Source organism: Vibrio sp. S12_S33 (genome assembly GCF_963889785.1).
Classification (GTDB): domain Bacteria; phylum Pseudomonadota; class Gammaproteobacteria; order Enterobacterales; family Vibrionaceae; genus Vibrio; species Vibrio aestuarianus.
Genome location: NZ_CAWPQZ010000031.1, coordinates 1 through 23,607 on the forward strand (window position 1 = coordinate 1; position 23,607 = coordinate 23,607).

The 23,607-nt window shown below is 42.8% G+C and carries 23 protein-coding genes and 1 pseudogene; 12 read left to right on the forward strand and 12 right to left on the reverse strand.

What is annotated here, in order from left to right; all coding sequences use genetic code 11:
- Positions 1-155: 155 nt before the first annotated feature.
- The 8 genes from AACW06_RS13630 to AACW06_RS13665 all read right to left on the reverse strand — a co-directional run bounded on the left by AACW06_RS13630 (position 156) and on the right by AACW06_RS13665 (position 11,239).
- Complete coding sequence (locus AACW06_RS13630) at positions 156-1,574, reverse strand: NUDIX domain-containing protein (RefSeq protein WP_192075479.1); 1,419 nt, start codon at positions 1,572-1,574, stop codon at positions 156-158.
- Positions 1,575-1,603: 29 nt separating this feature from the next.
- Positions 1,604-2,086 carry a GNAT family N-acetyltransferase gene (locus tag AACW06_RS13635; RefSeq protein WP_192075480.1) on the reverse strand — a complete coding sequence of 161 codons (483 nt, stop codon included), beginning with the start codon at positions 2,084-2,086 and terminating at the stop codon, positions 1,604-1,606.
- Between the two features lie 227 nt (positions 2,087-2,313).
- Positions 2,314-4,191 carry a propionyl-CoA synthetase gene (locus AACW06_RS13640; RefSeq protein ID WP_192075481.1) on the reverse strand — a complete coding sequence of 626 codons (1,878 nt, stop codon included), beginning with the start codon at positions 4,189-4,191 and terminating at the stop codon, positions 2,314-2,316.
- 29 nt (positions 4,192-4,220) lie between these two features.
- Positions 4,221-5,396 carry a 2-methylaconitate cis-trans isomerase PrpF gene (gene prpF, locus AACW06_RS13645; protein WP_192075482.1) on the reverse strand — a complete coding sequence of 392 codons (1,176 nt, stop codon included), beginning with the start codon at positions 5,394-5,396 and terminating at the stop codon, positions 4,221-4,223.
- 12 nt (positions 5,397-5,408) lie between these two features.
- Positions 5,409-8,030 (reverse strand): Fe/S-dependent 2-methylisocitrate dehydratase AcnD, encoded by a 2,622-nt coding sequence (gene acnD / locus AACW06_RS13650; RefSeq protein ID WP_192075483.1) that lies wholly within the window; start codon positions 8,028-8,030, stop codon positions 5,409-5,411.
- A gap of 66 nt (positions 8,031-8,096) precedes the next feature.
- Positions 8,097-9,227: a bifunctional 2-methylcitrate synthase/citrate synthase gene (gene prpC, locus AACW06_RS13655; RefSeq protein ID WP_192075484.1), complete on the reverse strand. Its 1,131-nt coding sequence runs from the start codon at positions 9,225-9,227 to the stop codon at positions 8,097-8,099.
- A 266-nt stretch (positions 9,228-9,493) separates the two neighbouring features.
- Entirely contained in the window at positions 9,494-10,390 is an 897-nt protein-coding gene (prpB, locus tag AACW06_RS13660; protein WP_192075485.1) for a methylisocitrate lyase, read from the reverse strand.
- 117 nt (positions 10,391-10,507) lie between these two features.
- Entirely contained in the window at positions 10,508-11,239 is a 732-nt protein-coding gene (locus AACW06_RS13665; protein ID WP_192075486.1) for a GntR family transcriptional regulator, read from the reverse strand.
- 245 nt (positions 11,240-11,484) lie between these two features.
- On the opposite strand from AACW06_RS13665, the gene AACW06_RS13670 reads away from it, so the two are divergent.
- From AACW06_RS13670 to AACW06_RS21035, 7 genes and pseudogenes are all read left to right on the forward strand, one after another.
- Positions 11,485-12,327, forward strand: coding sequence for a hypothetical protein (locus AACW06_RS13670; protein WP_238336710.1), 843 nt, complete (start codon positions 11,485-11,487; stop codon positions 12,325-12,327).
- A 247-nt stretch (positions 12,328-12,574) separates the two neighbouring features.
- Positions 12,575-13,546, forward strand: a complete 972-nt coding sequence (locus AACW06_RS13675) for a tripartite tricarboxylate transporter substrate binding protein (protein ID WP_053309866.1) — start codon at positions 12,575-12,577, stop codon at positions 13,544-13,546.
- A gap of 195 nt (positions 13,547-13,741) precedes the next feature.
- Entirely contained in the window at positions 13,742-14,239 is a 498-nt protein-coding gene (locus AACW06_RS13680) for a tripartite tricarboxylate transporter TctB family protein (protein ID WP_053309867.1), read from the forward strand.
- Between the two features lie 9 nt (positions 14,240-14,248).
- On the forward strand, positions 14,249-15,775 hold the full coding sequence (locus tag AACW06_RS13685; protein WP_192075487.1) for a tripartite tricarboxylate transporter permease: 1,527 nt from the start codon (positions 14,249-14,251) through the stop codon (positions 15,773-15,775).
- A gap of 209 nt (positions 15,776-15,984) precedes the next feature.
- A complete protein-coding gene (locus tag AACW06_RS13690) occupies positions 15,985-16,341 on the forward strand; it encodes a diacylglycerol kinase (protein ID WP_176246328.1) in 357 nt (118 codons plus the stop codon).
- Between the two features lie 223 nt (positions 16,342-16,564).
- Positions 16,565-16,693: a hypothetical protein gene (locus AACW06_RS13695; RefSeq protein WP_272956763.1), complete on the forward strand. Its 129-nt coding sequence runs from the start codon at positions 16,565-16,567 to the stop codon at positions 16,691-16,693.
- Positions 16,648-16,758: pseudogene (locus AACW06_RS21035) on the forward strand (IS5/IS1182 family transposase); the annotation flags it as partial. The gene AACW06_RS13695 and the pseudogene AACW06_RS21035, both read left to right, overlap by 46 nt.
- Before the next feature lie 115 nt (positions 16,759-16,873).
- Here the strand turns inward: AACW06_RS21035 and mglC are convergent.
- The 3 genes from mglC to mglB all read right to left on the reverse strand — a co-directional run bounded on the left by mglC (position 16,874) and on the right by mglB (position 20,621).
- On the reverse strand, positions 16,874-17,881 hold the full coding sequence (mglC, locus tag AACW06_RS13700; RefSeq protein ID WP_176246325.1) for a galactose/methyl galactoside ABC transporter permease MglC: 1,008 nt from the start codon (positions 17,879-17,881) through the stop codon (positions 16,874-16,876).
- A gap of 10 nt (positions 17,882-17,891) precedes the next feature.
- Positions 17,892-19,400, reverse strand: coding sequence for a galactose/methyl galactoside ABC transporter ATP-binding protein MglA (mglA, locus tag AACW06_RS13705; protein WP_053309876.1), 1,509 nt, complete (start codon positions 19,398-19,400; stop codon positions 17,892-17,894).
- 246 nt (positions 19,401-19,646) lie between these two features.
- A complete protein-coding gene (gene mglB, locus AACW06_RS13710) occupies positions 19,647-20,621 on the reverse strand; it encodes a galactose/glucose ABC transporter substrate-binding protein MglB (RefSeq protein ID WP_192075488.1) in 975 nt (324 codons plus the stop codon).
- Between the two features lie 568 nt (positions 20,622-21,189).
- On the opposite strand from mglB, the gene AACW06_RS13715 reads away from it, so the two are divergent.
- Positions 21,190-21,663 (forward strand): NifB/NifX family molybdenum-iron cluster-binding protein, encoded by a 474-nt coding sequence (locus AACW06_RS13715; protein ID WP_192075489.1) that lies wholly within the window; start codon positions 21,190-21,192, stop codon positions 21,661-21,663.
- Positions 21,660-21,863: a (Na+)-NQR maturation NqrM gene (gene nqrM / locus AACW06_RS13720; protein WP_192075490.1), complete on the forward strand. Its 204-nt coding sequence runs from the start codon at positions 21,660-21,662 to the stop codon at positions 21,861-21,863. Before AACW06_RS13715 ends, nqrM begins: the two co-directional genes overlap by 4 nt.
- Here nqrM and AACW06_RS13725 read toward each other — a convergent pair.
- The gene (locus tag AACW06_RS13725; protein ID WP_192075491.1) at positions 21,860-22,138 is read right to left on the reverse strand and encodes a DUF134 domain-containing protein; all 279 of its coding nucleotides are present in this window, start codon (positions 22,136-22,138) and stop codon (positions 21,860-21,862) included. The two genes, nqrM and AACW06_RS13725, sit on opposite strands and share 4 nt — an antisense overlap.
- Positions 22,139-22,176: 38 nt before the next feature.
- Between AACW06_RS13725 and AACW06_RS13730 the strand changes: the two genes are divergently transcribed.
- The 3 genes from AACW06_RS13730 to AACW06_RS13740 all read left to right on the forward strand — a co-directional run bounded on the left by AACW06_RS13730 (position 22,177) and on the right by AACW06_RS13740 (position 23,607).
- Entirely contained in the window at positions 22,177-22,602 is a 426-nt protein-coding gene (locus AACW06_RS13730; RefSeq protein ID WP_192075492.1) for a PaaI family thioesterase, read from the forward strand.
- A 97-nt stretch (positions 22,603-22,699) separates the two neighbouring features.
- Positions 22,700-23,353 carry an oxygen-insensitive NAD(P)H nitroreductase gene (gene nfsB, locus AACW06_RS13735; protein ID WP_192075506.1) on the forward strand — a complete coding sequence of 218 codons (654 nt, stop codon included), beginning with the start codon at positions 22,700-22,702 and terminating at the stop codon, positions 23,351-23,353.
- Positions 23,353-23,607 carry an antibiotic biosynthesis monooxygenase gene (locus tag AACW06_RS13740; RefSeq protein WP_192075493.1) on the forward strand — a complete coding sequence of 85 codons (255 nt, stop codon included), beginning with the start codon at positions 23,353-23,355 and terminating at the stop codon, positions 23,605-23,607. The genes nfsB and AACW06_RS13740 overlap by 1 nt, the downstream gene beginning before the upstream one ends.

A 23,607-nucleotide genomic window follows, 5' to 3' on the forward strand; every position in this document is an offset into this window, starting at 1 on the left:
TCTTAATTGACTCTTGCAGTTGCCAGACCACAAGACGTTTTTATCAAATTGAAAGGGGTTATATAACTGACTTATAGCTGTAAGCTTTACGGAACCCCCAGCCTAGCTGGGGGTTTTCTCGATACAATAAACGCCTCATCGTCAATTGAGGCGTTCTATTTATACGCTTTTTTTCTCCATGAGAGAGTAAAAATAACCATCAAGACTGGAAAGCGTAGCGTTTCAACGACTAACGATAGCAAGCCGCTATAGGCAATAAATGTTGCTGCATACGAAATGAGGTGGTTGCCCCCAAGTAACAAGATAACGGCTAACCACATTTGCGTCTCCGTCATACGGAACTCAATTTTTTTCATAACCAGCACCAACATTGAAGCAGTGCTCAATACTGCAAGCCACAAAGTGAAAATAGGAAACGGCCATATCACGGTCAAAATCGCAACTGAAATCGTTAAGCCCCACCAAACACCCCGTGAACTCAACAAAGTATTGATATCAACATCAGGCTTCAACTCTAAACGAATGATATGCCATGCTATCAAAAAACCGAGTAATCCGCCCATTGCCATATCCGTCAAGAATGCTTCACCAATATAAAATTGACTCAACATAAATAGTGACATTATCGCCAAGCATAAGGCAACCCATCGATTCCAATACAACCTTCCACAAGCTCTAAGCAGGATAATCCCGACACCAACCCATAACGCTATCGGTAAACTAGGAAATCCATTGCCATAGCCTTGGTGTCGCTCCAAAAAGGGAATATAAGCATGCGGTCTTGGCAAGGTAAAACCTTGCTCAGCAACCAAAGAAAGTATCGATGTCACGGAGACAACAAAAAATATTTTGAAAACAGATTGTTTTCCAAAATAGCCTGAAATCAATGGAAATAAAACAATCAAAAATAAAGGGCTTGCCAACTTTGTCAGCCAATTAGCCATTAGGTTGACACCATTCAACAGTGGTTCTGGCAATAAGGTAACCGCTTGTTGCAGTGACACTATCCAATGTAATTGAATTTGGTGGATCTTAGGGGCTGCGGCCATAAGCTCAGAGACATAATTAACTGGCTGATCCTCAGCTTGAGTAGCCATGTCTATGATAAATTGCCATTGTTCTGGGTAGCGGTACTGGTATGCATTTATTTTATTCGGGTCAACCAACATTGCGCTGGCGACTTCAACTCCGTAATGAGGCGCAAACCAGATCGGTAATTCATGCCCATCGAATACATTCTTGGGCTTAAATGCAATAACGTCCGAATCACTACGACAATTATAAATAACCGCACTATCGGTATAGCCTAATACTGATCCAACAGTCACCACTAAACCGGTTTCTTCCCATGTTTCTCTCTGAGCGGCTAGCTCTGGGGTTTCTCCTGGGGTGATAGTGCCACCTGGTAACGAAATCTGTTTTGTGATGATCTCATTGACCAACACAATCTTGTCATCGGCTTTGATCAAACATAGGGCACCACGAATATTCTTACCCTGTTCTAGTGCAAGACCACTCGTTGAAAACAGCAATGAAAGTAATATCCCGCTGATCAATAAAAACTGCTTAAACACATTAAAACCTATCAATATCAGCCACCGACCTATTTGTTATCGATTGACTTACGTAACCAATGAATATGATGAGAAAAACCTGAATGCTGATAAAAAGACTGCGCACCTTGATTAAAATCCCACACTTCAACAAAAACTTCACTTACACCATAGTCTTCAAAAGTTTGTTCTATTTTGTTTAGCAACATCTGCGCGATTTTTTGTTGGCGCTCTTTTGGCTCAACATAAAGCTCATCAATACTTCCCATTTGCACAGGTTGGCTAACTGTCGAGATCAGCTCACAAAAATGCCCCGTAATAAAACCGACAATTGCCCCTTGCTTTTTTGCGACATAAACTAAGCATTCTGGATCATCGAGATAGCGAGCAATGCTTTTCTCTTGTTCTATCTCTTCTGCGGTTTTGAAATATTGCGGGCAAGTGAGATGATGTTCATGGTGAAGGTCATACATTAGTTGATTCAATGATGCCAAATCGGTATCACCGGCTGGGGCAATCGTTATTTGTGACATATTTTGCACCATGAATGAAGAAAGCTGGGGGCACGATTTTATAAGATAGCTCTGAAAAAATACATCTCGACGTAGTCCCTTTTCATGCAAACACTTTCTAAAGCTGTCTCATTGTTAAGATATAGAGAACAAAGTACCCTTATAATAATTTAAGTAAATCAATATTTGCTACTCACATTGAAAAACGCCTCACAGCATGTGAGGCGTTAATACCATGGTCAATAAACCTAGTGATGTAGTGCTTTTTCAAGCTCACTAAGGCTAGCTGGATCATCAATTGTTGAAGGTACGGCGTATTCATCGCCATCGGCAATTTGACGAATCACCCGTCGTAGAATTTTACCTGAACGCGTTTTGGGTAAACGTTCGACCACCAAGGCATGCTTAAAGCAAGCGACTGCTCCAATCTCACTACGCACTTTACCAATTAACTCTTTTTCTAATTCCAGCTCATCGAGCTTGATACCATCTTTAAGTACCACCAAACCCAATGGCAACTGCCCTTTCAGTTCATCGTACACACCAACGACTGCACATTCGGCAACAGCAGGATGCGCACCGACAATTTCTTCCATTTCACCCGTCGATAATCGATGCCCAGCGACATTAATCACATCGTCAATTCGCCCCATGATAAACAGATAACCGTCTTTATCAAGATAACCACCATCACCAGAAACATAATAACCTTCAAATTGCGCTAGGTAGCCGGATTCAAAACGATCATGGTTGCGCCACACTGTCGGTAAACAGCTTGGTGGTAGCGGCCGTTTAAGTGCGACAAACCCTTGTTGATTCGCGGGTAATACTTCACCAAATTCATTGAGAATTTCAACCTGATAACCGGGAAGCGGCTTAGTTGCAGAGCCGGCCTTAACTGGTATAAGTTCTAAACCAGTAGGGTTACCCGCTATCGCCCAGCCGGTTTCGGTTTGCCACCAATGGTCAATAACTGGTTTGTTGGTGTTCAGTTCTACCCAATCTAAGGTCGGTGGATCAAGCCTTTCTCCGGCCATAAAAATAGTTTTTAACTTGGACAAATCATAACGCTTCAAACCATCGCCATTAGGATCTTCTTTCTTAATGGCCCGAAAAGCGGTCGGGGCAGAGAATAGCGCTTCGACTTGATACTCTTCACACACTCGCCAAAACGCGGCAGGGTCTGGTGTCCGCACCGGTTTCCCTTCATACAAGATAGTGGTACAACCATGAATAAGCGGCGCATAGACAATATAGGAATGCCCAACAACCCACCCCACATCTGAAGCTGCCCAGAATACCCCGTTTTGCGGCATGTTATAGATAGTCGACATAGAATACTTCATCGCTACCGCATGACCACCGTTGTCACGCACCACGCCTTTCGGCTTGCCTGTCGTACCAGAAGTATAAAGAATATAGAGCGGATCAGTAGCTAACACCGGTACACAACCGTGAGGAAGTGCAGCTTTAACCGCGCTATTCCATTCAATATCTCGCTCATGGTTTAGTTCAGCCACATGCTCGGATCGCTGCAATACCAACACTTTTTCTGGCTTCCAGTGACTGTCTAAAATCGCGCGATCCACCAGCGGTTTATAAGGCAGAATCTTATCGACTTCGATACCACACGATGCCGTCATGATCACTTTCGGCTCGGCATCTTCAATTCGCACTGCCAGTTCATTGGGGGCAAAACCACCAAAGACCACAGAATGAATCGCGCCGATTCTTGCACATGCGAGCATTGCCATCGCCGCTTCAGGGATCATCGGCATGTAAATGATTACCCTATCGCCTTTAGCCACGCCTTGTTCAACCAGCATGCCAGCGACTTTTGCCACTTGGTTACGTAACTCGGTATATGTATATTGGCGTTTTCTTCCCGTTACAGGAGAATCATAAATTAAGGCGGTACGTTCACCTCGCCCCTGTTCACAGTGATAATCCAACGCCAGCCAACAGGTATTAAGCACACCATCAGCAAACCAGCGTTCAATACCGTTGCTGTCTTTTTGTAATATGGTTTTCGGAAATTCAAACCAATCAATCTGTTTGGCTTGCGTTTGCCAAAATGATTCTGGTTCAGATTGAGCCCATTGATATTCCTTTAAATATGCAGACATAACATTTTCCTTCACGTCATTTTTCTATTTTAAAAATGGACTCTCACCCAACCTTCCATTAATACTCGCGCACTACGACTCATTACCGCCTTTTCTACTGTCCAATTATTATTGGTTCTGGTAGCACTCGCCCCCACTTTCAATGAGCCCGATGGATGACCAAAAGTGACCGACTCTTTTTCGCCACCACCGGCCATCGTATTCACCAAAGTTCCGGGCACACAAGCGGCTGAAGCGATGGCGACCGCCGCCGTACCCATCATGGCGTGGTGCAGTTTACCCATCGATAAGGCTCTAACCAGAATATCCACTTCGCTCGCAGAAACCGCTTTACCGCTCGATGACAGGTAGTTTTGCGCTTTTGCCACAAACGCGACCTTTGGCGTATGTTGACGTTGCTGTGCCTGTTCGAGATGCTCAATCAATCCCATTTTTAATGCGCCATAAGCACGAATCGATTCAAACATCGCCAACGCTTTTTCATCGCTATTGATTTTATCTTGCAGCTCAATACCTTGATAACCAATCGCATTCGCTTCAACAAAAATGGTTGGAATGCCTGCATTAATCATGGTGGCTTTTAAGGTGCCTAAACCGGGCACTTCCAGATCATCAACCAAATTTCCTGTTGGGAACATGGAGTTATTATTATCGGTAGCTGTATCTGCAGGATTAAGAAAATCAACCTGAATTTCGGCAGCAGGGAACGTCACGCCATCTAATTCAAAATCCCCCATTTCTTGTACTTCACCATTACAAATCGGCACATGCACTAAAATGGTTTTTCCAATGTTCGCTTGCCACACGCGCACTGTTACTACACCATTGTCGGGAATGCGCTCTTTATCGATAAAGCCACTATGAAGGGCAAACGGGCCTACTGCAGCGGAAAGATTGCCGCAATTTCCACTCCAATCGACAAACGGTTTATCGATAGAAACTTGTCCGAACAGGTAATCAACATCGTGATCGTCTCGCTCGCTTTTACTGACAATGACGGTTTTACTGGTGCTCGATGTAGCCCCCCCCATGCCATCAATCTGCTTAGCATAAGGATCAGGGCTACCAATCACACGTAGCAACAGCTGGTCTCTGATTTCTCCAGCTTGTTGTGCAGCTTGTGGTAAATCTTCTAATCGAAAGAAAACGCCTTTGCTCGTACCACCACGCATATAAGTAGCTGGGATTTTTAATGATTTACTCACTTATCTTTCTCCCTACTGAGCCAGAAAATCTTGCGCGAAACGTTGTAATACACCGCCTGCGTTATAGACATTCACTTCATCAGCCGTGTCTAAACGACATGTCACCGCAATGTCTAGTTTCTCACCGTTTCTTTCGCCTTGAGTACGAGTGATAACCAAAGCTAAATCGACACACGGTTTGATCTCACCCACAACATCATAAAGTTCAGTACCATCGAGTTCTAACGTGTGACGATCAGTCCCAGCTTTAAATTGCAGTGGTAGCACGCCCATACCGACTAAATTAGTACGATGAATGCGTTCAAAACCTTCAGCCACAATCGCTTCAACGCCAGCTAAACGCACTCCTTTCGCCGCCCAGTCACGAGATGAACCCTGACCGTAATCGGCTCCTGCGATAATTATGAGCGGTTGTTTACGATTCATGTAAGTTTCAATGGCTTCCCACATACGTGTGACCTGCCCTTCAGGCTCAATGCGTGCCAGTGATCCTTGTTGAACCTTACCCCGCGGTTGCACCATTTCATTAAATAACTTGGGGTTAGCAAAAGTGGCACGCTGCGCGGTGAGGTGATCGCCTCGGTGGGTTGCATACGAGTTAAAATCAGCTTCTGGAACCCCCATTTGGGTCAGGTACTCACCTGCGGCACTAGAAGCTAAAATAGCGTTCGATGGTGATAAGTGGTCGGTAGTGATATTGTCACCCAAAATCGCCAGAGGACGCATACCAGACAAACTTCTCTCACCGGCTAGAGCACCTTGCCAATAAGGAGGACGACGGATATAGGTACTCATTGGCCGCCAATCATAAAGCGGATTGTTGTTTGCTGCTTCACTCTCTGGCTTAAACATCTGAATATAGATTTGATTGAACTGTGCCGGTTTTACGTGATGATTAACAACAGCATCAATGTCTTCATCGCTCGGCCACAAGTCATTGAGATAGATCGGGTTACCTTGTGCATCAGTGCCCAATGCATCTTTTTCAATATCAAAACGAATCGTTCCCGCCAACGCGTAAGCCACCACCAACGGTGGTGAAGCTAAGAATGCTTGTTTGGCATAAGGGTGAATACGACCGTCAAAGTTACGGTTGCCCGACAACACAGCTGTGGTGTAAAGGTCGCGTTCGATGATTTCATTTTGGATGAGCGGATCCAGCGCACCACTCATGCCATTACAGGTGGTACATGCATAGCCGACAATCCCAAAACCAAGCTGCTCCAACTCGGATAGTAATCCCGCATCTTCTAGGTATAACTTGGCCACTTTTGAACCTGGAGCGAATGACGTTTTCACCCAAGGTTTACGCACCAAACCAAGCTGATTCGCTTTTTTGGCCAACAGTGCTGCTGCAACCACATTACGTGGGTTACTGGTATTGGTACACGACGTAATGGCGGCGATGATCACCGCGCCATCAGGCAATTCACCCTCTTTTTCTTGCCATTCACCAGCGATACCGCGCTGAGTGAGTTCGGAGGTGGGTAAGCGACGATGTGGATTAGAAGGTCCTGCAAGATTGCGTTGTATTTGTGATAAATCAAATTCCAACACACGCTCATATTCCGCGTGTTGCAAATCATCCGCCCACAGCCCCGTTTGCTTTGCATATTGCTCCACTAACGCCACTTGTTCGGCATCTCGTCCCGTTAGCTTTAGGTAATTGATAGTCTGTTCATCAATGTAAAACATCCCTGCGGTTGCGCCGTATTCAGGTGTCATATTAGAGATGGTAGCGCGATCACCAATGGTCAAATTACGCGCCCCTTCGCCAAAAAATTCCAGATAACACGAAACCACGCGCTGGTTACGTAAAAATTCAGTTATCGCGAGTACAATATCGGTAGCGGTGATACCGGGCTGACGGTTCCCAGTTAATTTCACCCCAACAATATCGGGTAAACGCATCATTGATGGGCGACCGAGCATCACTGTTTCAGCCTCTAGGCCGCCAACACCAATCGCTATCACACCTAATGCATCGACATGCGGCGTGTGGCTGTCGGTGCCAACACACGTATCTGGAAAGGCAACACCATCTTTGACTTGAACCACAGGCGACATTTTTTCTAGATTAATTTGGTGCATGATGCCGTTACCCGCAGGGATGACGCTGATATTTTCAAACGCGGTTTTACACCATTCGATAAAATGGAAGCGGTCTTCATTGCGACGGTCTTCAATTGCGCGATTTTTCTCAAAGGCATTAGGCTCAAAGCCTGCGTGCTCCACCGCTAAGGAGTGATCGACTATTAATTGCGTCTCCACCACTGGATTAACCTTGGCTGGATCACCACCTTGTTCGGCAATCGCATCTCTTAAACCAGCTAAATCAACCAATGCGGTTTGGCCTAAAATATCGTGGCAAACGACACGCGCTGGATACCAAGGAAAATCTAGATCACGCTTGCGCTCAATCAATTGCTTTAAAGAATCAACCAATGCATGCGGCTCGCAACGACGGACTAAGTTTTCCGCCAAAATTCGCGAGGTGTAAGGGAGTTTTTCATACGCACCCATTTGAATTTCATCAACCGCTTGGCACGCGTCAAAATAATCCAGTGTTGTACCTGCCAATGTTTTTTTGTATTGGCTATTACTCTGAAACTGGCTAACTGTTTGATTATTCATTACTTCCACCCATCACATTATTCCTCCCTCAAACCGTCCCCAAAGTGGGGAACGCTTTATATTTCGTTATTTACGCTGCTCTATCGGTAACCATTGTTGATGCTCTGGGCCATCGTAGTCGGCACTTGGACGAATGATTCGGTTATTGGCACGTTGTTCAAAAACATGCGCAGCCCAGCCTGTTAAACGACTCATCACAAAAATAGGGGTAAAGAGTTTGGTGGGAATATCCATAAAGTGATACGCCGAAGCATGGAAGAAATCGGCATTGCAGAATAAACCTTTTTCGCGCTTCATCACCGCTTCGACTCTCTCTGACACGGCGTACAGATGAGTATCGCCGACGGCTTCAGACAAAGTTTTAGACCAGCGTTTGATCAGCGCATTGCGCGGGTCACTTTCACGATAAATTGCATGACCAAATCCCATAATTTTGTCTTTATTAGCGAGCATTTGCAGGATGTTGGACTCTGCTTCTTCAGGTGTTTGCCAATTTTCAATCATTTCCATTGCCGCTTCATTGGCACCACCATGCAACGGGCCACGCAATGTACCAATCGCACCAGTCACGCAAGAGTGGATGTCTGACAAGGTAGATGCACACACTCGCGCTGCAAACGTTGAAGCGTTAAATTCATGCTCAGCGTACAAAATTAATGAGCAATGCATCACTTGCTTATGTAGCTCGCTTGGGGTTTTCCCGGTCAACATTTTCAAAAAGTAACCACCGATGCAATCTTCACTTTGATCTTCGGTATCAATGCGAACGCCATCGTGGCTAAAACGATACCAGTAACAAATAATGGCCGGAAACAGCGCCAACATGCGCTCAGTCGCACTGAGTTGCTCATCAAAGCTGTGTTCAGTTTCAAGATTACCAAGTACAGAACAGCCTGTGCGCATGACATCCATTGGATGCGCATCCTCAGGGATAAGCTCTAGTGCAGCCTTCAGTGGCTGTGGCAAACCACGTAGACCAATTAAACGAGTTTTGTATTGATCCAATTCGGCTTGGGTAGGTAAATGTCCAACCAATAATAAATGCGCGACTTCTTCAAATTGTGCGTTATTGGCAAGGTCAGTAATATCGTAACCTCGATAAGTTAAGCCGGTTCCGGTTTTTCCTACGGTACACAAAGCAGTAACGCCCGCGCTTTGTCCGCGCAGACCTGCGCCGCCGAGTGGTGCATTTGACATGTTGAACTCCTTTTCTTGCTCTTACGCCCTATCTCGTGTGGATGTGCTTTTATCTTCATCATGTCTTGTCTTTCTAAAAATCCGAAGTTGTAGAAAAACACCATAATTAGGTAGCGGGTCGTTCAAGCTATTTCACGTTATTGAATATGCTCATTTAGAGCTTGTTATTTCTATTTATCTTGTTAGTGGCCAATAGTTAATTCAGTCCATGCTTATTCTGTTGATTTTTATTTGATGTATTGCGCTTTTCATTAAGCGCACTTCACTTATTCTTTCTCAGAGAACAGCTGATCGAGTTTGTCTTCATAATCGTGGTAATTGAGATAATCATAAAGTTCGTTGCGGGTTTGCATCGTATCGAGTAAAGCTTCTTGGTTGCCATGTTCGAGTAAATGGCGATACACCATTTCAGCCGCTTTATTCATTGCTCGGAACGCACTGAGTGGATAAAGCACCATGTCAACTTTCGATTTTGCTAAAGCCTGACAGCCATAAAGTGGCGTCTGGCCAAACTCGGTAATATTGGCCAAAATTGGCACGTGTTTACCACTAGCCGCAGCAAGTGCAGTCGAAAAACGGTCATACTGTTCTAGAGTGGTCATCGCTTCAGGGAAAATCATATCTGCGCCAGCATCCACACAAGCAATCGCACGCTCTATTGCGCTATCAATTCCTTCCACCGCTAACGCATCTGTTCGTGCCATGATGACAAATTCAGGATTGATGCGTGCATCAGCGGCCGCTTTCACGCGATCCACCATTTCTTGTTGACTGACAATGGCTTTGTTTGGTCGGTGGCCACAGCGCTTCTGCGCGACTTGATCTTCCATGTGGATCGCGGCTGCACCGGCTTTTTCCATCGATTTGATCGTGCGGGCAATGTTAAATGCACCACCGAATCCGGTATCTATATCGACCAGCAAAGGCAAATCACACGCATTAGTAATGCGCTCCACATCCACCAGCACATCGTTAAGCGTTGTTATGCCAAGATCCGGCAATCCATAAGACGCATTGGCAATACCGCCACCGGAAAGATAAATCGCTTGGTGGCCTAAACGTTTCGCCATCATGGCGCAATAAGGGTTGACGGTGCCGACAATTTGCAGCGGGTCATTACTTTGCACGGCGAGTCTAAATTTCGCCCCCGGACTTAAGCTCATGAGATTCTCCTAATCAGTGCGCTTTAGATTTCGATTCTTTTCGTCTTGAAGTGGTTCTACACTGACACTCAGCCTGTACCACCACTATTTATTTAATAACTTCAAGCCATTGGTTATCTACTGTTCGTTCGCAATCTGCTGTTCAATCAATTTCCGGCTACCGGATATATGGCGTCGCATTAACATTTCAGCCAATTCTTCATCGTGGTTTTTTATCGCTTGCAGAATGTATTTATGCTCATCTAACGCCTCTTTAGGGCGTGAATGTGAACGCGGTGATTGATAGCGATACATACGTAATAAGTGATAAAGCTCATCGCACAATAAAGTGATGAGTTTCTGATTGCGGCTCGCTTTGATGATGCAGTAATGAAAGTCGAAATCACCATGCTGGTGAAAGTAAGATGCCCCTTCCACTTGGTCGATATGGTGAGAATGTGTCGACAATAACCCTTCAAGTCTAATTAACTCGTCGGTGTTGATATTGCGAGCCGCAAGCCTAGCGGCCATTCCTTCAAGAGCCTCGCGCACCGCGTATAACTCAACTAATTTGTCGGGTGATAGTTGAATAACCCGTGCGCCAATATGTGGGATACGCTCGATCAAGCCTAGTCCTTCAACTCGCATAATGGCTTCACGCAGTGGACCTCGGCTGACTTGAAAATGTTTAGCAAGTTCCGGTTCTGAAATCTTACTGCCGGGTGCGATTTGCCCTTCAACAATCGCTTCAATCAAATACTCAGTCAGATTCTCAGATTTGGTGCTTTCTTTTTCTGGCTTAGCCATCAACTCTTTTTGACGCTCAAGAGTGCTTGTTTTTAGCGCTTTATTTTGGACTATTGTATTCATCATTTCGCCTTACACAGTTCTTCACTAGCTGGTTTACATCACTAAAAAGAAAAATGTGTTAACAATTAATTAAACTAAACACAAAATATACCAATAAAGTGTCAACAATCAAGACAATTGTCGACACTTTAGACTAATGTATAATAAACTGACTCAATGTCTAACCAGAATGTAAAGGTTAGATAGCAAGGTAACTCTGTGAGCTTGGAAAGGGAAAAATAATCATTGAACCGATAGAATAACAAATGCAAACAATCACCTATGACATGGTAGTCACTATGAGTCTTTGGAAGACAAGCACAACTGCACAATATTTTACCTCACTACTCACTATTCCTTTGCTATCGGGATGCATTGCTTATTCATTAGATGAATACCACTCAATGACCTACTCTACTTTAAGTGAGGCTTACTACTCAGAAAACGAACTTACTGTTGCGGATAACCCAAATGTAGTTCGAAGCGCGGTTGAGCAAAATCACTTGGTATGGACAACCGACCTCAAATCTGTCGAAGATGAATTACCTACGCTATTTCCAGAATTAAATTTGCGCGAAAAAAATGGTCATACCTTCGATGTACAGATCTTCCATGTTGCATTGAATCACCTGATTGGACGTTTTGGTTGTGAATTATACAGCAGCGTGCAAAACGAAGATTCTGTTCAAACCTGTGACAATCAAGGGACCATCGCTGCAAACAATTTAGGATATTTACCTTTTAACAAAGGGAAATATTTAGGCGAACGACTACAAGTGCATCAACAATCCAACCAACAGAGATTCGCAATTGATCTTTACTTAAAGAGTGCTTTTGAGCGTTCGCTAGACTCTGTGTGGGGAGCCGTCCATACCTTAGGTCATTTTAACCATTCACAACTGTCACCTGATAGCTTGGTGTTAACCGTCTACCTAAACGGTTATACACAAAATAGCGAGAATGCATTGTGGCAACCACTTCACGCAGAGCCATTGATCTTTTTTGTACTGCTACCAAATATTGATTCAATTTTAAGCCAAGAAAATGAAATGGCAGCTTCTGATTTTTCTTACAATAACAGCAAGTTATTGCTCGTAAAAAGTCAATAAGCCCCTTCATATAAAGTTCACATCAAGCCTGCGAAACCGAGCGTGAACTTTATGAACAAAACTTCCTTTATGCTCAATATTGTTTTTATCTACGCATTAGAGACAAAACGGCAACAAGTTATTAACTTAATATTATCCGCAACAAGCTACATTTAGCGGAATAATGATAATAACAATAAGCATCATGACGTTATCGTCAGCCAGCTTACGCTGACGACAATGATGCGCCGACATAAGGAACGTGAATATGTTTAAGCATTTTAAACCAACCCTCGCCGCATCTATTTTGGCTGCAACCTTTTCTTTCAGTAGCTTGGCGGCTGACATAGAAAAACTGCACATTTTAATTCCTGGTGGTGCCGGTGGTGGTTGGGACATGACGGCTCGTGGTACTGGTGATGTGCTGATGAAAGCCAATATTGTCAGTAATGTTTCGTACCAAAACCTCTCTGGCGGTGGTGGCGGCAAAGCCATTGCACACTTAATTGAAACAGCAGATCGTCAACAAGATACGTTGATGGTCAATTCGACCCCTATTGTGGTGCGTTCTTTATCTGGCGTATTTCCTCAATCATTTCGAGATTTAACCCCCATCGCTGCCACCGTTTCTGATTACGGTGCTATCGTTGCAGCCGGCGATTCAAAATATAATACTTGGGAAGATGCCGTTGCAGACTTCAAAGACAATCCACGAAAAGTAAAAGTAGCTGGTGGTTCCGCGCGCGGTAGTATGGACCATTTGGTCGTTGCTGCAGCATTTAAAGGACAAAACCTCAACCCGAAAGAAGTACGCTATATTGCGTATGATGCGGGCGGCAAAGCCATGGCTGCTCTGCTTTCTGGTGAAACTCAGTTGCTTTCTACTGGCCTAGGTGAAGTACTAGAAATGTCGAAATCTGGTCAAGTGAAAATTCTTGCTATTACCGCACCAAAGCGTCTTGAGGTTGCACCAAACATTCCGACACTGACTGAATATGGCAACCCAACCGTATTTGCTAACTGGCGTGGTTTCTTTGCAGCTCCGGGAACTAGCCAAGAAAAAATCAATGAATGGAATGCCGCTTTGTCGAAAATGTACACCACTGATGAATGGAAAGTTGTTCGTGACCGCAATGGTTGGATAGACAACTACAAGGCAGACAAAGAGTTCTACTCATTCTTGGAAGATCAAGAAAAACAAATGGGTGATCTAATGCGTGAGCTAGGTTTCCTAAAATAGTAACGTTTCGGGGGCGCACGTTGTCCCCGCCTCTAAATCACCTTTTGCCGCATTCCACTATGTTTATACTCTTTTGTTTATTCGGTCAGGTTATTGGTCGCTAATCACGCCCTTTAATTTACCACTTAGTTGATACATTTATTAACTCGCTGGTGTGCGGCTTTTTCTATCCATTATTTTGCAACGGAGTTGGATATGTCGGATCTGCCAACTAATTATTTCAGTAAGGAGTACCTACTGTGCCGCGATCGTGTTGGTGCATTAGTCTTTCTTGCTCTGAGCCTATGTTACGGCTATCAAACCACCAATATTCCCATGTTTCCCGGTGATGAATATGAACCGTTTAATGCGCAAACACTACCGAACTTACTCACTTACGCCGGTGTGTTTTTATCACTGATGTTATTGGTGATGGGCAAACCGGATAAAGACAGTGGAGCGGTACTCGACTTTAACTGGAAGTTATTAATTGGCTTTTTAGTGTTGATGGCACTTTACGGGCTGGGACTGACATACATTGGTTTTGTACTCGCCACCAGCTTCTTTCTTCTCGCCGGCTTTTTTATCTTGGGTGAAAGACGTAAATCCATTCTTCTTGGTGCGTCTTTCCCTTTTGTGATCGCCTTTTACCTTCTCTTGACTCAAGGCTTGGATATTTACCTTGAGCCAGGGCTTATTTTCACTCTTTGGTAGGAACAGATTATGTTAGATGGAATTTTACAAGGGCTTTCTACCGCCATGATGCCAATGAATATCTTCATGGTTATCATTGGTTGTTTTGTTGGTACTTTTATCGGTATGCTACCGGGACTGGGGCCGATTTCGGCTATCGCGCTGATGATCCCCATTACCTATGGTCTTGAACCATCCTCAGGCCTAATTTTAATGGCTGGTGTTTACTATGGCGCTATTTTTGGTGGTTCCACCTCATCAATTTTAATCAATGCTCCGGGATGCTCATCCACTGTTGTTACCGCATTCGATGGCTACCCAATGGCACAAAAAGGCCAAGCAGGTAAAGCGTTAGCCCTTGCAGCTTATGCTTCATTCACTGGCGGCACACTTTCAGCCATTATGTTATTGGTCGCAGCCCCTGCACTGGCGAAAGTCTCACTAAGTTTCCAATCATCTGATTATTTTGCACTGATGCTATTAGGTTTGTCGGCCGTTGCAGCTTTTGCAGGCAAAGGACAAGTAATTAAAGCTTGGATGATGACCATTCTTGGCTTAATGCTTTCAACGGTGGGTATCGATAAAGGGGTTGGCGTTGAGCGTTTTACTTTCGGTTTAACTGATTTAATGGATGGCTTTAGCTTCTTATTACTCGCGATGGCTACCTTTGCGTTAGGTGAAACATTGATGGGCATTTTAAAACCAGATGGCGATACACGTTCAGATGAACAAAATAAACTCAGTAATTTAGGTAGCATGAAAATCACCAAAGAAGAGTTTAAGGAAGCGGCTCCGGTTTCTATTCGTTCTTCTATCCTTGGTTTCTTCACGGGTGTCTTACCTGGTGCTGGTGCAACCATCGCCGCATTTTTGAGCTACGGCATGGAGCGTAACTTAGCACCAAAAGATAAAAAAGAACAATTTGGCAAAGGTTCAATTCGAGGATTAGTCGCACCAGAGTCTGCCAATAACGCAGCATCCAGTGGCTCGTTTGTACCGCTTTTAACTCTGGGCATTCCAGGCTCAGGTACGACGGCAATTATGCTAGGTGCACTTTTGTCATACGGCATTCAACCCGGTCCTCGCTTGTTTGTTGATCACCCCGATGTTTTTTGGTCTGTCATCATTTCAATGTACTTGGGTAATATCGTACTGATTATTTTAAATTTGCCGCTTATTCCCTACATATCAAGGTTACTTGCCGTACCAAGAACAGTATTACTACCGATGATTTTGTTTTTCTCAATTACTGGTGTGTACTTGGTATCCTTCAATACTATGGATGTCTTCATTATGCTACTGGTCGCTATGGGGGCAATAGCATTGAGGCTGGCTAATTTCCCACTCGCGCCTTTGCTACTCGGCTTTATTTTGGGAGGCTTAATGGAAGAAAACTTACGCCGCGCCTTGATGATCAGCGATGGTGAATTAAGTTTCTTGTGGGAACGTCCGATTACTCTTGCTTTTACATTTCTTGCGGTATTGATTCTTAGTAGCCCATTTGTAGTGGCATTAGCAAATAAACTACGAACACAACCGACTAAAGCGGCGGAATAGTCACCCATCGAATGATAACTCATCCAACCATAAAAAGGCCTAGCGAAATTGCTAGGCCTTTACGTTATGATTACTACGACAGTAACAATACTGCACAATTAATCTCACTACACTACAAGGGTGATTTTCCTCAACAAATTTTTCACACTTATGGTGCTAGTCTAATTTAATCTTATTTCTCACATAATTATTACTAGGTTGTTTGAACTATGAAACCAGGTCGTACAGGTATCAGTCGTCTTTTTTATGCCACCGGTTATTCAATGAAAGGTCTTCATGCTGCATGGCAGAATGAAGCAGCCTTTAGGCAAGAAGTGGTTGCTTCTCTTATATTAATCGCGCTTACATTCTTTCTCCCTGTCACGAAAATAGAGCAGCTATTAATGATTGGCAGCTTAGTACTGGTTGTGCTTGTTGAATTGATGAACTCCGCCATCGAAGCTGTGGTTGATCGAGTCGGTAGTGAATGGCATGAACTGAGTGGACGGGCAAAAGATATCGGCTCTGCCGCCGTTCTCGTTGCATTAATTTTTGCAGCATTCACATGGTGTTTTATTTTGGTGTAATCAATGCATAGATCATTCAAAGGAATTAACCTCTCTTACGTAGGCATTAGTTTTTGTCTCGCGTTATATTTTGTAGTCATTGTTAACCTTCCATTTTATTCTGCGCTCAGTGATGTTTTGAGTAAATTAACCAGAACTCGGGATAAAAATAGGCAGGAACTAAAAGCTGGTTCTGCGATCAGATCTTTCGACTAAAAAGGAAATCATCGCAAAGGAACCAGCTATGAAAAAGTTAACTGACCTATTCTGCCATGTCGACGACTTTTGTAAGGCTTTTTTACCTCAGTGGCAAAAACTTCAGCTTGAAGGGAAGACGCTACTTTCTGGGAGCGAGGACACCCTCGCAATTTAGCTGTTGGTTGTCAAAAGCTTTACGGCTCAAATAAAAGATGGAAAAAGAAGTATGGTTATCACAAATGAGATGATAGATGTAAGAGAGGCTCCAAATGGAGCCTCCGCGTTAAATGATTAGGTTCATTAGCGTTCAAAAGATAGAAAAGAGCGCCACTAACCGTGACGCACAGGTAGGTAATTATTTTTTATTTGCGTATTTCATTGAATCCAAGGCAACAGCAAAGATGATAATGCCACCTTTAATAATGTACTGCCAGTAAGGGCTTACACCGATATACGTCATACCATAGTTAATAACAGTAAAAATAAGTACCCCTGTCACAACGCCTGCAATACTACCAACACCACCAGCAAACGAAACACCGCCTACCACACATGCTGCGATCGCATCAAGCTCGTACAAGAAGCCCAAGTTATTCGTGGCACTGCCAATACGGCCCGCTTCTAACATACCACCAAAGGCATAGAATACACCGGACAACGCATACACTTTAAGTAGTGTCATTGGTACGTTAACACCAGAGACTTTCGCCGCTTCTGGGTTACCGCCGACAGCAAAAATGTTTTTGCCGAAAACTGTTTTGTTCCACAAAATCCACATAAAGATAATCGCGATAATGGCGTAAAAGGTTATGTAAGAGAACCTAAAGTCACCAAACCGGATGAACCCTTGGGTAAATGCAGAGAAACGCTCATCAAAACCAGCAATCGGTGAAGCACCTACCGAGTCGTAGTACAGTGAGTTCACACCATATACGATGATCATCGTACCCAAAGTCGCGATAAATGGAGTCACTTTTAAATAAGCAACAATAATACCATTGACCAAACCAAGGATTGCACCAATAGCACACACACAAAGTATCACCGCAATAATTGGCACTTCACCAATAGTTGGAAATACTTTGTTCACGTTATCAATCGACTGTAAAAGTGTAGCTGAAATAACAGCAGCCAAACCAACTTGGCGACCCGCTGAAAGGTCAGTACCTTGTGTAACAATTAAACCAGCTACTCCGAGTGCAATAATAACACGCACAGAAGATTGCGTTAAAATATTACTGAAGTTGCGCAAGCTTAAAAATGAAGGTTCCTGAATAATAATAATAGCAAGAAGAATAAATAGAACCGCATAGATCGCACCTTCCTTAAGGTGCTTCATTGCAAATGTTTTAACCGAATCCATAATAATTTCCCTAGAGGTAACGAGAGGCCAGCTCTAATATTTCATTCTGTGAAGTGTCTTTAGTATTAACGATCCCAGCAGCACGGCCATTACTCATAACCAAAATTCGGTCAGTAATACCTAACAGCTCTGGCATTTCAGAAGAAATAATAACAATACCTTTATTCTTCTTCGCTAATTCCAATATCAACTGGTATATTTCAAATTTAGCACCCACATCAATACCACGAGTAGGTTCATCTAACATTAATATTTCAGGTTGGGTTAATAACCAACGACCAATAATTACTTTTTGTTGATTACCACCAGACAAGGAACCAATCGATGTTTCATGCGATGGTGTTTTTACACTCATGGAGTCAATCACCCACTGAGTATCGCTTTTCATCTTTTTGTTGCTCAACAATCCCAATTTGGTTTTGTATTCATCAACGTTAGCTACTAAGGAATTAAAAGTGATATCTAGATTGCCGTATATTCCCGTTGATCGACGCTCTTCAGTTACTAAAGCAAAACCGTTATTAATGGCTTCATGAGCATCTCGGTTTTTCATTTCACGACCGTGTAAAACAATATGTCCACCACTGCGCTCACGTACCCCAAAAATCGTTTCGACTATATCAGTCCGCCTTGAACCAACAAGCCCAGCAACACCGAGAATTTCACCTTCTCTTAGTTCAAATGAAACATCTTGAATCGAAGGTTGGTTCAGCGCTGTTAAGTTTTTAACCTCTAAAATCACTTCTTTGGGGACGTTTGTTTTTACAGGGAAGCGTTGAGTAAGTTCTCGACCAACCATCATCGAGATGATTTTGTCCATATCTAGACCTTGCAGTGGTCGTGTGTCTACCCATTGCCCATCACGTAGGATCGTAATCTCATCACAAATGGCGAAAATCTCTTCCATTTTGTGTGAGATATAAACCACGCCACAGCCTTTTTCTTTTAACTTCTTAATAATAGTAAAGAGATGTGATACCTCTTTCTCAGTTAAAGATGAAGTTGGCTCATCCATGATCACGATACGAGCGTTATAAGAAAATGCTTTGGCAATTTCGACCATCTGCATTTGAGAAACTGACAATTTCGCTACTTTAATTTTTGGGTCAATATCAATATCTAATTCATCAAAGATTTCTTTGGTATCACGATACATTTTATCGTGATCAACAAACAACCCTTTTTTGGGATAGCGACCCAACCAAATATTGTCCATAACCGAGCACTGTAATACTTGGTTTAATTCTTGGTGTACCATGGAAACACCAGCTTCCAAAGCTTGTTTAGACGATTGGAAATTGACATGCTCGCCTAGAAATATAATATCACCTTCATTTTTTTCATAAATTCCAAATAGGCATTTTAATAGTGTCGACTTCCCTGCTCCATTTTCTCCCATTAATGCATGAATAGAGTGTGGTCGAACTTTTAAATTTACTTTATCTAATGCCTTAACCCCAGGAAACTCTTTACTCACCCCTGTCATTTCTAACAGAAATTCATGTTCTTGATTTACCATGGCATCACTTATTTCATTTTAGGTTGTTATTATCAATTACGATTATTTTACTATAACCAAATAAATTAAACTTTCTATTAAGCAGAACATAGAATTACTCCCATTAACATAGGAAAACTATGTAATTATGAGCAATGAGCACCACTAACATCTCTGCAGTTTAAAATATGAATGGTCTGTCGATAATTGATTGAATAAACACGCTGCATTGGGATAAAGGGGGAATAACTCCCCCTTTAAATTAGATTACTCAAGCGTAGATCTATCAACACCTACGTAAGGAACGCGGACAATCTTGTCCTTCATTTCCCACTGAGTGCCTTCTGTTACAGGTTTACCGTTCGCTAGGTTGCGCGCTAATTCAAATGTCGCTTTCGCTTGTGAATCAGCATCGTTTAATACTGTACCAGCCATATCGCCAGATTTAACCAATGCAAGTGCTTCTGCCAAGGCATCTACACCAAATACTGGAACTGTTGCGCCTGCACCACGTAATGCTTCGATTGCACCCATTGCCATACCATCATTGTTGGCAATAACAACTTCAATTTTGCTACCGTTAGGGCCTGACAACCATGCATCCATTTTGTCTTTTGCCATTGCGGTATCCCACATGCCAGTATCCATGTGAAGTTCTTCAGTTTTGATGCCGTTTTCATTGACCATTTTCACTGAGTAAGATGTACGAGCTTCTGCATCTGGATGGCCGGGTTCACCTTTCAACATGACATATTGAAGAACACCATCGCCATTTTTATCCCATGATGGATTTGCCTTCCAATGTTGAGCAATTAAGTCACCTTGGATGATGCCAGACTCTTTAGAATCCGTCCCCACATAATACGCTTTATCGTAGGAAGCCAACGCTTTCGCACTTGGTTCTTTGTTGTAGAAAACGATTGGAACATCATCCATTTTCGCTTTGCTAATGATACTCGGTGCTGCCGCAGGGTCTACAAGGTTGATAGCAAGGGCTTTAACACCGCGTGCAAGCATTACATCTACTTGGTCATTTTGCATGGATTGGCTGTTTTGAGAATCATTCATCAAAACTTTGGTATCACTGTCACCGTCTGCTTGTTTCTCAATGGCTTGACGCACAACCGACATGAAGTTGTCATCGTATTTATAAACAGTAACACCGATTGTTGTATCAGCCATTACTTGAGAACCAAAGCTCATACCGGCAGCAAGCATTGTTAAAGTAGTTAACTTTCTCATTGAACAAGTCCTATTTGTTAGTGTTGTTATTACGTTATATGTAGGGGGAAAACGCTATCTAACTGACAAAAAAGGCATCAGTGAAAACGTTTACCTTTCGAAGTATAGTAATAATAAGAACAATTAATGTGAACTGGTTAAAATTTTGATGGCGAACGTGTCAAATTGTAAGTTTTTATGTGAATAATTTGATAGGGCCTGCAAAGTTAAGTAAGACTACGTAACGCAATGTAACAGCGAGATCATCTTCTCGTTTTCTTAGCCAAATGAACAAACAAATCCGTTCAAACTCTCAAATAACCAAATGTTAACGTTTACAATCAATGTTATGTATATGCAATTAAGATTCATGGGTTTGTGGCTGACAAAGTGTAGATTAAAATTGTTACATACGTGAAACAATTGAGGAAAACTTGACAAGTAATACTCGGTATATTTGCTATATCCAAATAACTTTATGCGCTGTTTTCATCCATGAATTCTAATTTTTCATCTCATTGTTATTGGCATATGCCAAAAATAAAGAGTATATTGACTTGACAACGAAATGCGAATTTTAGGAGTTCTTATGATTTACGCGATCCCTTGCCAGCAAAACGCCCTCTTCAATCACTTTGCTAAAGCACCACAATTGATGATTGTAGATAATGTACAATCAACTAGTACGTTAATTGATGTACCGCTTTCAAAGGAAAATTGTGGCAAGAAAAAAACAATATTTAATATTCTAAACCAGCATCACGTCGATGCCGTCATTGTCCGTAGTATTGGACAAAATATGTTGTCAGCACTCTTCAATAAAAACATTGCTGTATATAAAGCTCCGAGAGGGAGCGTTCTATCTTCACTTAACCCAAATCAGCTGCAACCAGTAACTGATCTTGCTTTTGGCAAACCGTCACCGAATAAAGCAAAAAAAACATGTGCTAGTAAAAAAGAGTGCCATACCCAGAATAGCCTCAATAATAAGCTTTCTCCTCGGACCATGGTTGCATTAAAAAAAGTACTTAAATTGAATGTGATTAGCAAGGAAACGGTATGACTTACCTGTTAGCATTTATGCTTTTTGTTGGCTTGATTGTATTGATGGCACTGGGCGTTATATTTCACAGAAAATCTTTACAAGGTAGCTGTGGTGGACTGGCTAATATTGATATTGAGCGAGAATGTAATTGTGTTGATGTATGCGATGAGCATCAAAAAGTACTCTATCAAATTGAAGAACCTACATCACATAGCTAGTATTGAACAAGCACCAGTGCGCACCCCTCCACTAGGCAAGTAGCGACTTTGGTTCGGGCACGATTAACAATATTACCAAACGTTTGTCTTGATACGCCCATTTGAGTCGCTGCATCTAATTGACTTAGCCCTTCTTTGTCTGCCAGCCGTAGTGCTTCTAACTCTTCCGGCAGCAAATCGACCTGAGCTAACTCTGTAAGCTTAACGCCATTGGGTTTGAAACAAGCATAGGCAGCCTGCCCACAAATATTACGTGCTTTTTTCGGTCTAGCCATTATCTGTTCCTATTTCTCATTCATAGATTGGAAACATTATGTTTATTAAGCATCCACCACACCATTGTCACTGCGCAGTTTGTTGCGAACCTTTTTTTTCAAATCACCAACCTATTGAATTTCAGTCGTTAACTGATGATCGTGTGACCGCACAGATTGTAGCAACTGAAAAGATGCAAGGCTATCGCGGCGTAATGCAAGGAGGGTTGATCAGCACCTTGCATGATTCGGCAATGACTCATTGTTTATTTGCTAAAGATATCCACGCCATGACAGCAGAATTAACCGTAAGATATCTTTCTCCAGTGCCCCTTTACCAATCTCTCACGGTTCAAGCAACGCTCATTAAACAAAAACGAACGATTTACTATCTTGATAGTTCGATATTTTGTGGTGAACAATGCCTTTCAACCGCTACTGCTAAGTTCATGTGCCAAGGGAATCACGAGTATTTTAAAAAATAATTTGAAAGTGATGATGAACAGGAGCACTGTTTCATTCTCACAGGGTGGCTTATTGTATATCAACAATAAGCCACCTATTTAGAAACAAGGATATATGATGAATATTACCGCTCATGCGAAAGCTCGCTATTCAACCAAAGCCTTTGACTCAACAAAACGTATTTCTGACCAGCACATTGCTGAAATTAAAGAGCTGATCCGTTTTAGCCCTTCGAGTACCAACTCTCAACCTTGGCATTTCATTCTCGCAAGCAGTGATGAAGCCAAGCAAAAAGTGGCACAAGCGACACAAGGCTTCTACTCATTTAATGAAGGGAAAATCCTTAACGCCTCTCACGTTTTAGTCTTCTGCGCGAAAACCAGTATTGATGAAAATTACTTACTTGATCTACTTGAAGTTGAAGACCAAGATGGGCGATTTTCCAATGATGAGGCAAAGCAAGGTCAGCACAGAGGTCGCTCTTACTTTGTCAACATGCACAGATTTGACTTAAAAGATGCTCAACATTGGATGGAAAAACAAGTTTATTTGAACGTTGGTACAGTACTACTAGGTGTCTCGACATTAGGCATTGATGCAGTACCAATTGAAGGCTTCGATGCCAAAATGCTTGACGAAGCGTTCGCTTTAAGAGAACAAGGCTTGTCTAGTGTTGTGATTGTTCCTTTAGGTTACCGCAGTGAAGAAGACTTCAATGCCAAGCTGCCTAAATCTCGCTGGCCTGAAACAACAATTATCACGGAGTGCTAATGGCAAGTGTGAATCTAATCGCGGAAATAAAAGCTAGTCAGGGTAATGAAAAAAGAGTTGAAAGGCTGCTTACCGAATTATTGGAACCTTCTCGCGCAGAAGCCGGTTGCTGTCAATATGAGCTTTACCGAGATCAATCCATTGACGGCTTGTTTGTAATGCAAGAAATTTGGTGTTCTGAAGCATCATTACTTCAGCATCAACAAAGTAAACATTCGTATCGCTTGTGCATCACCCCCTTACATAAAAAATAG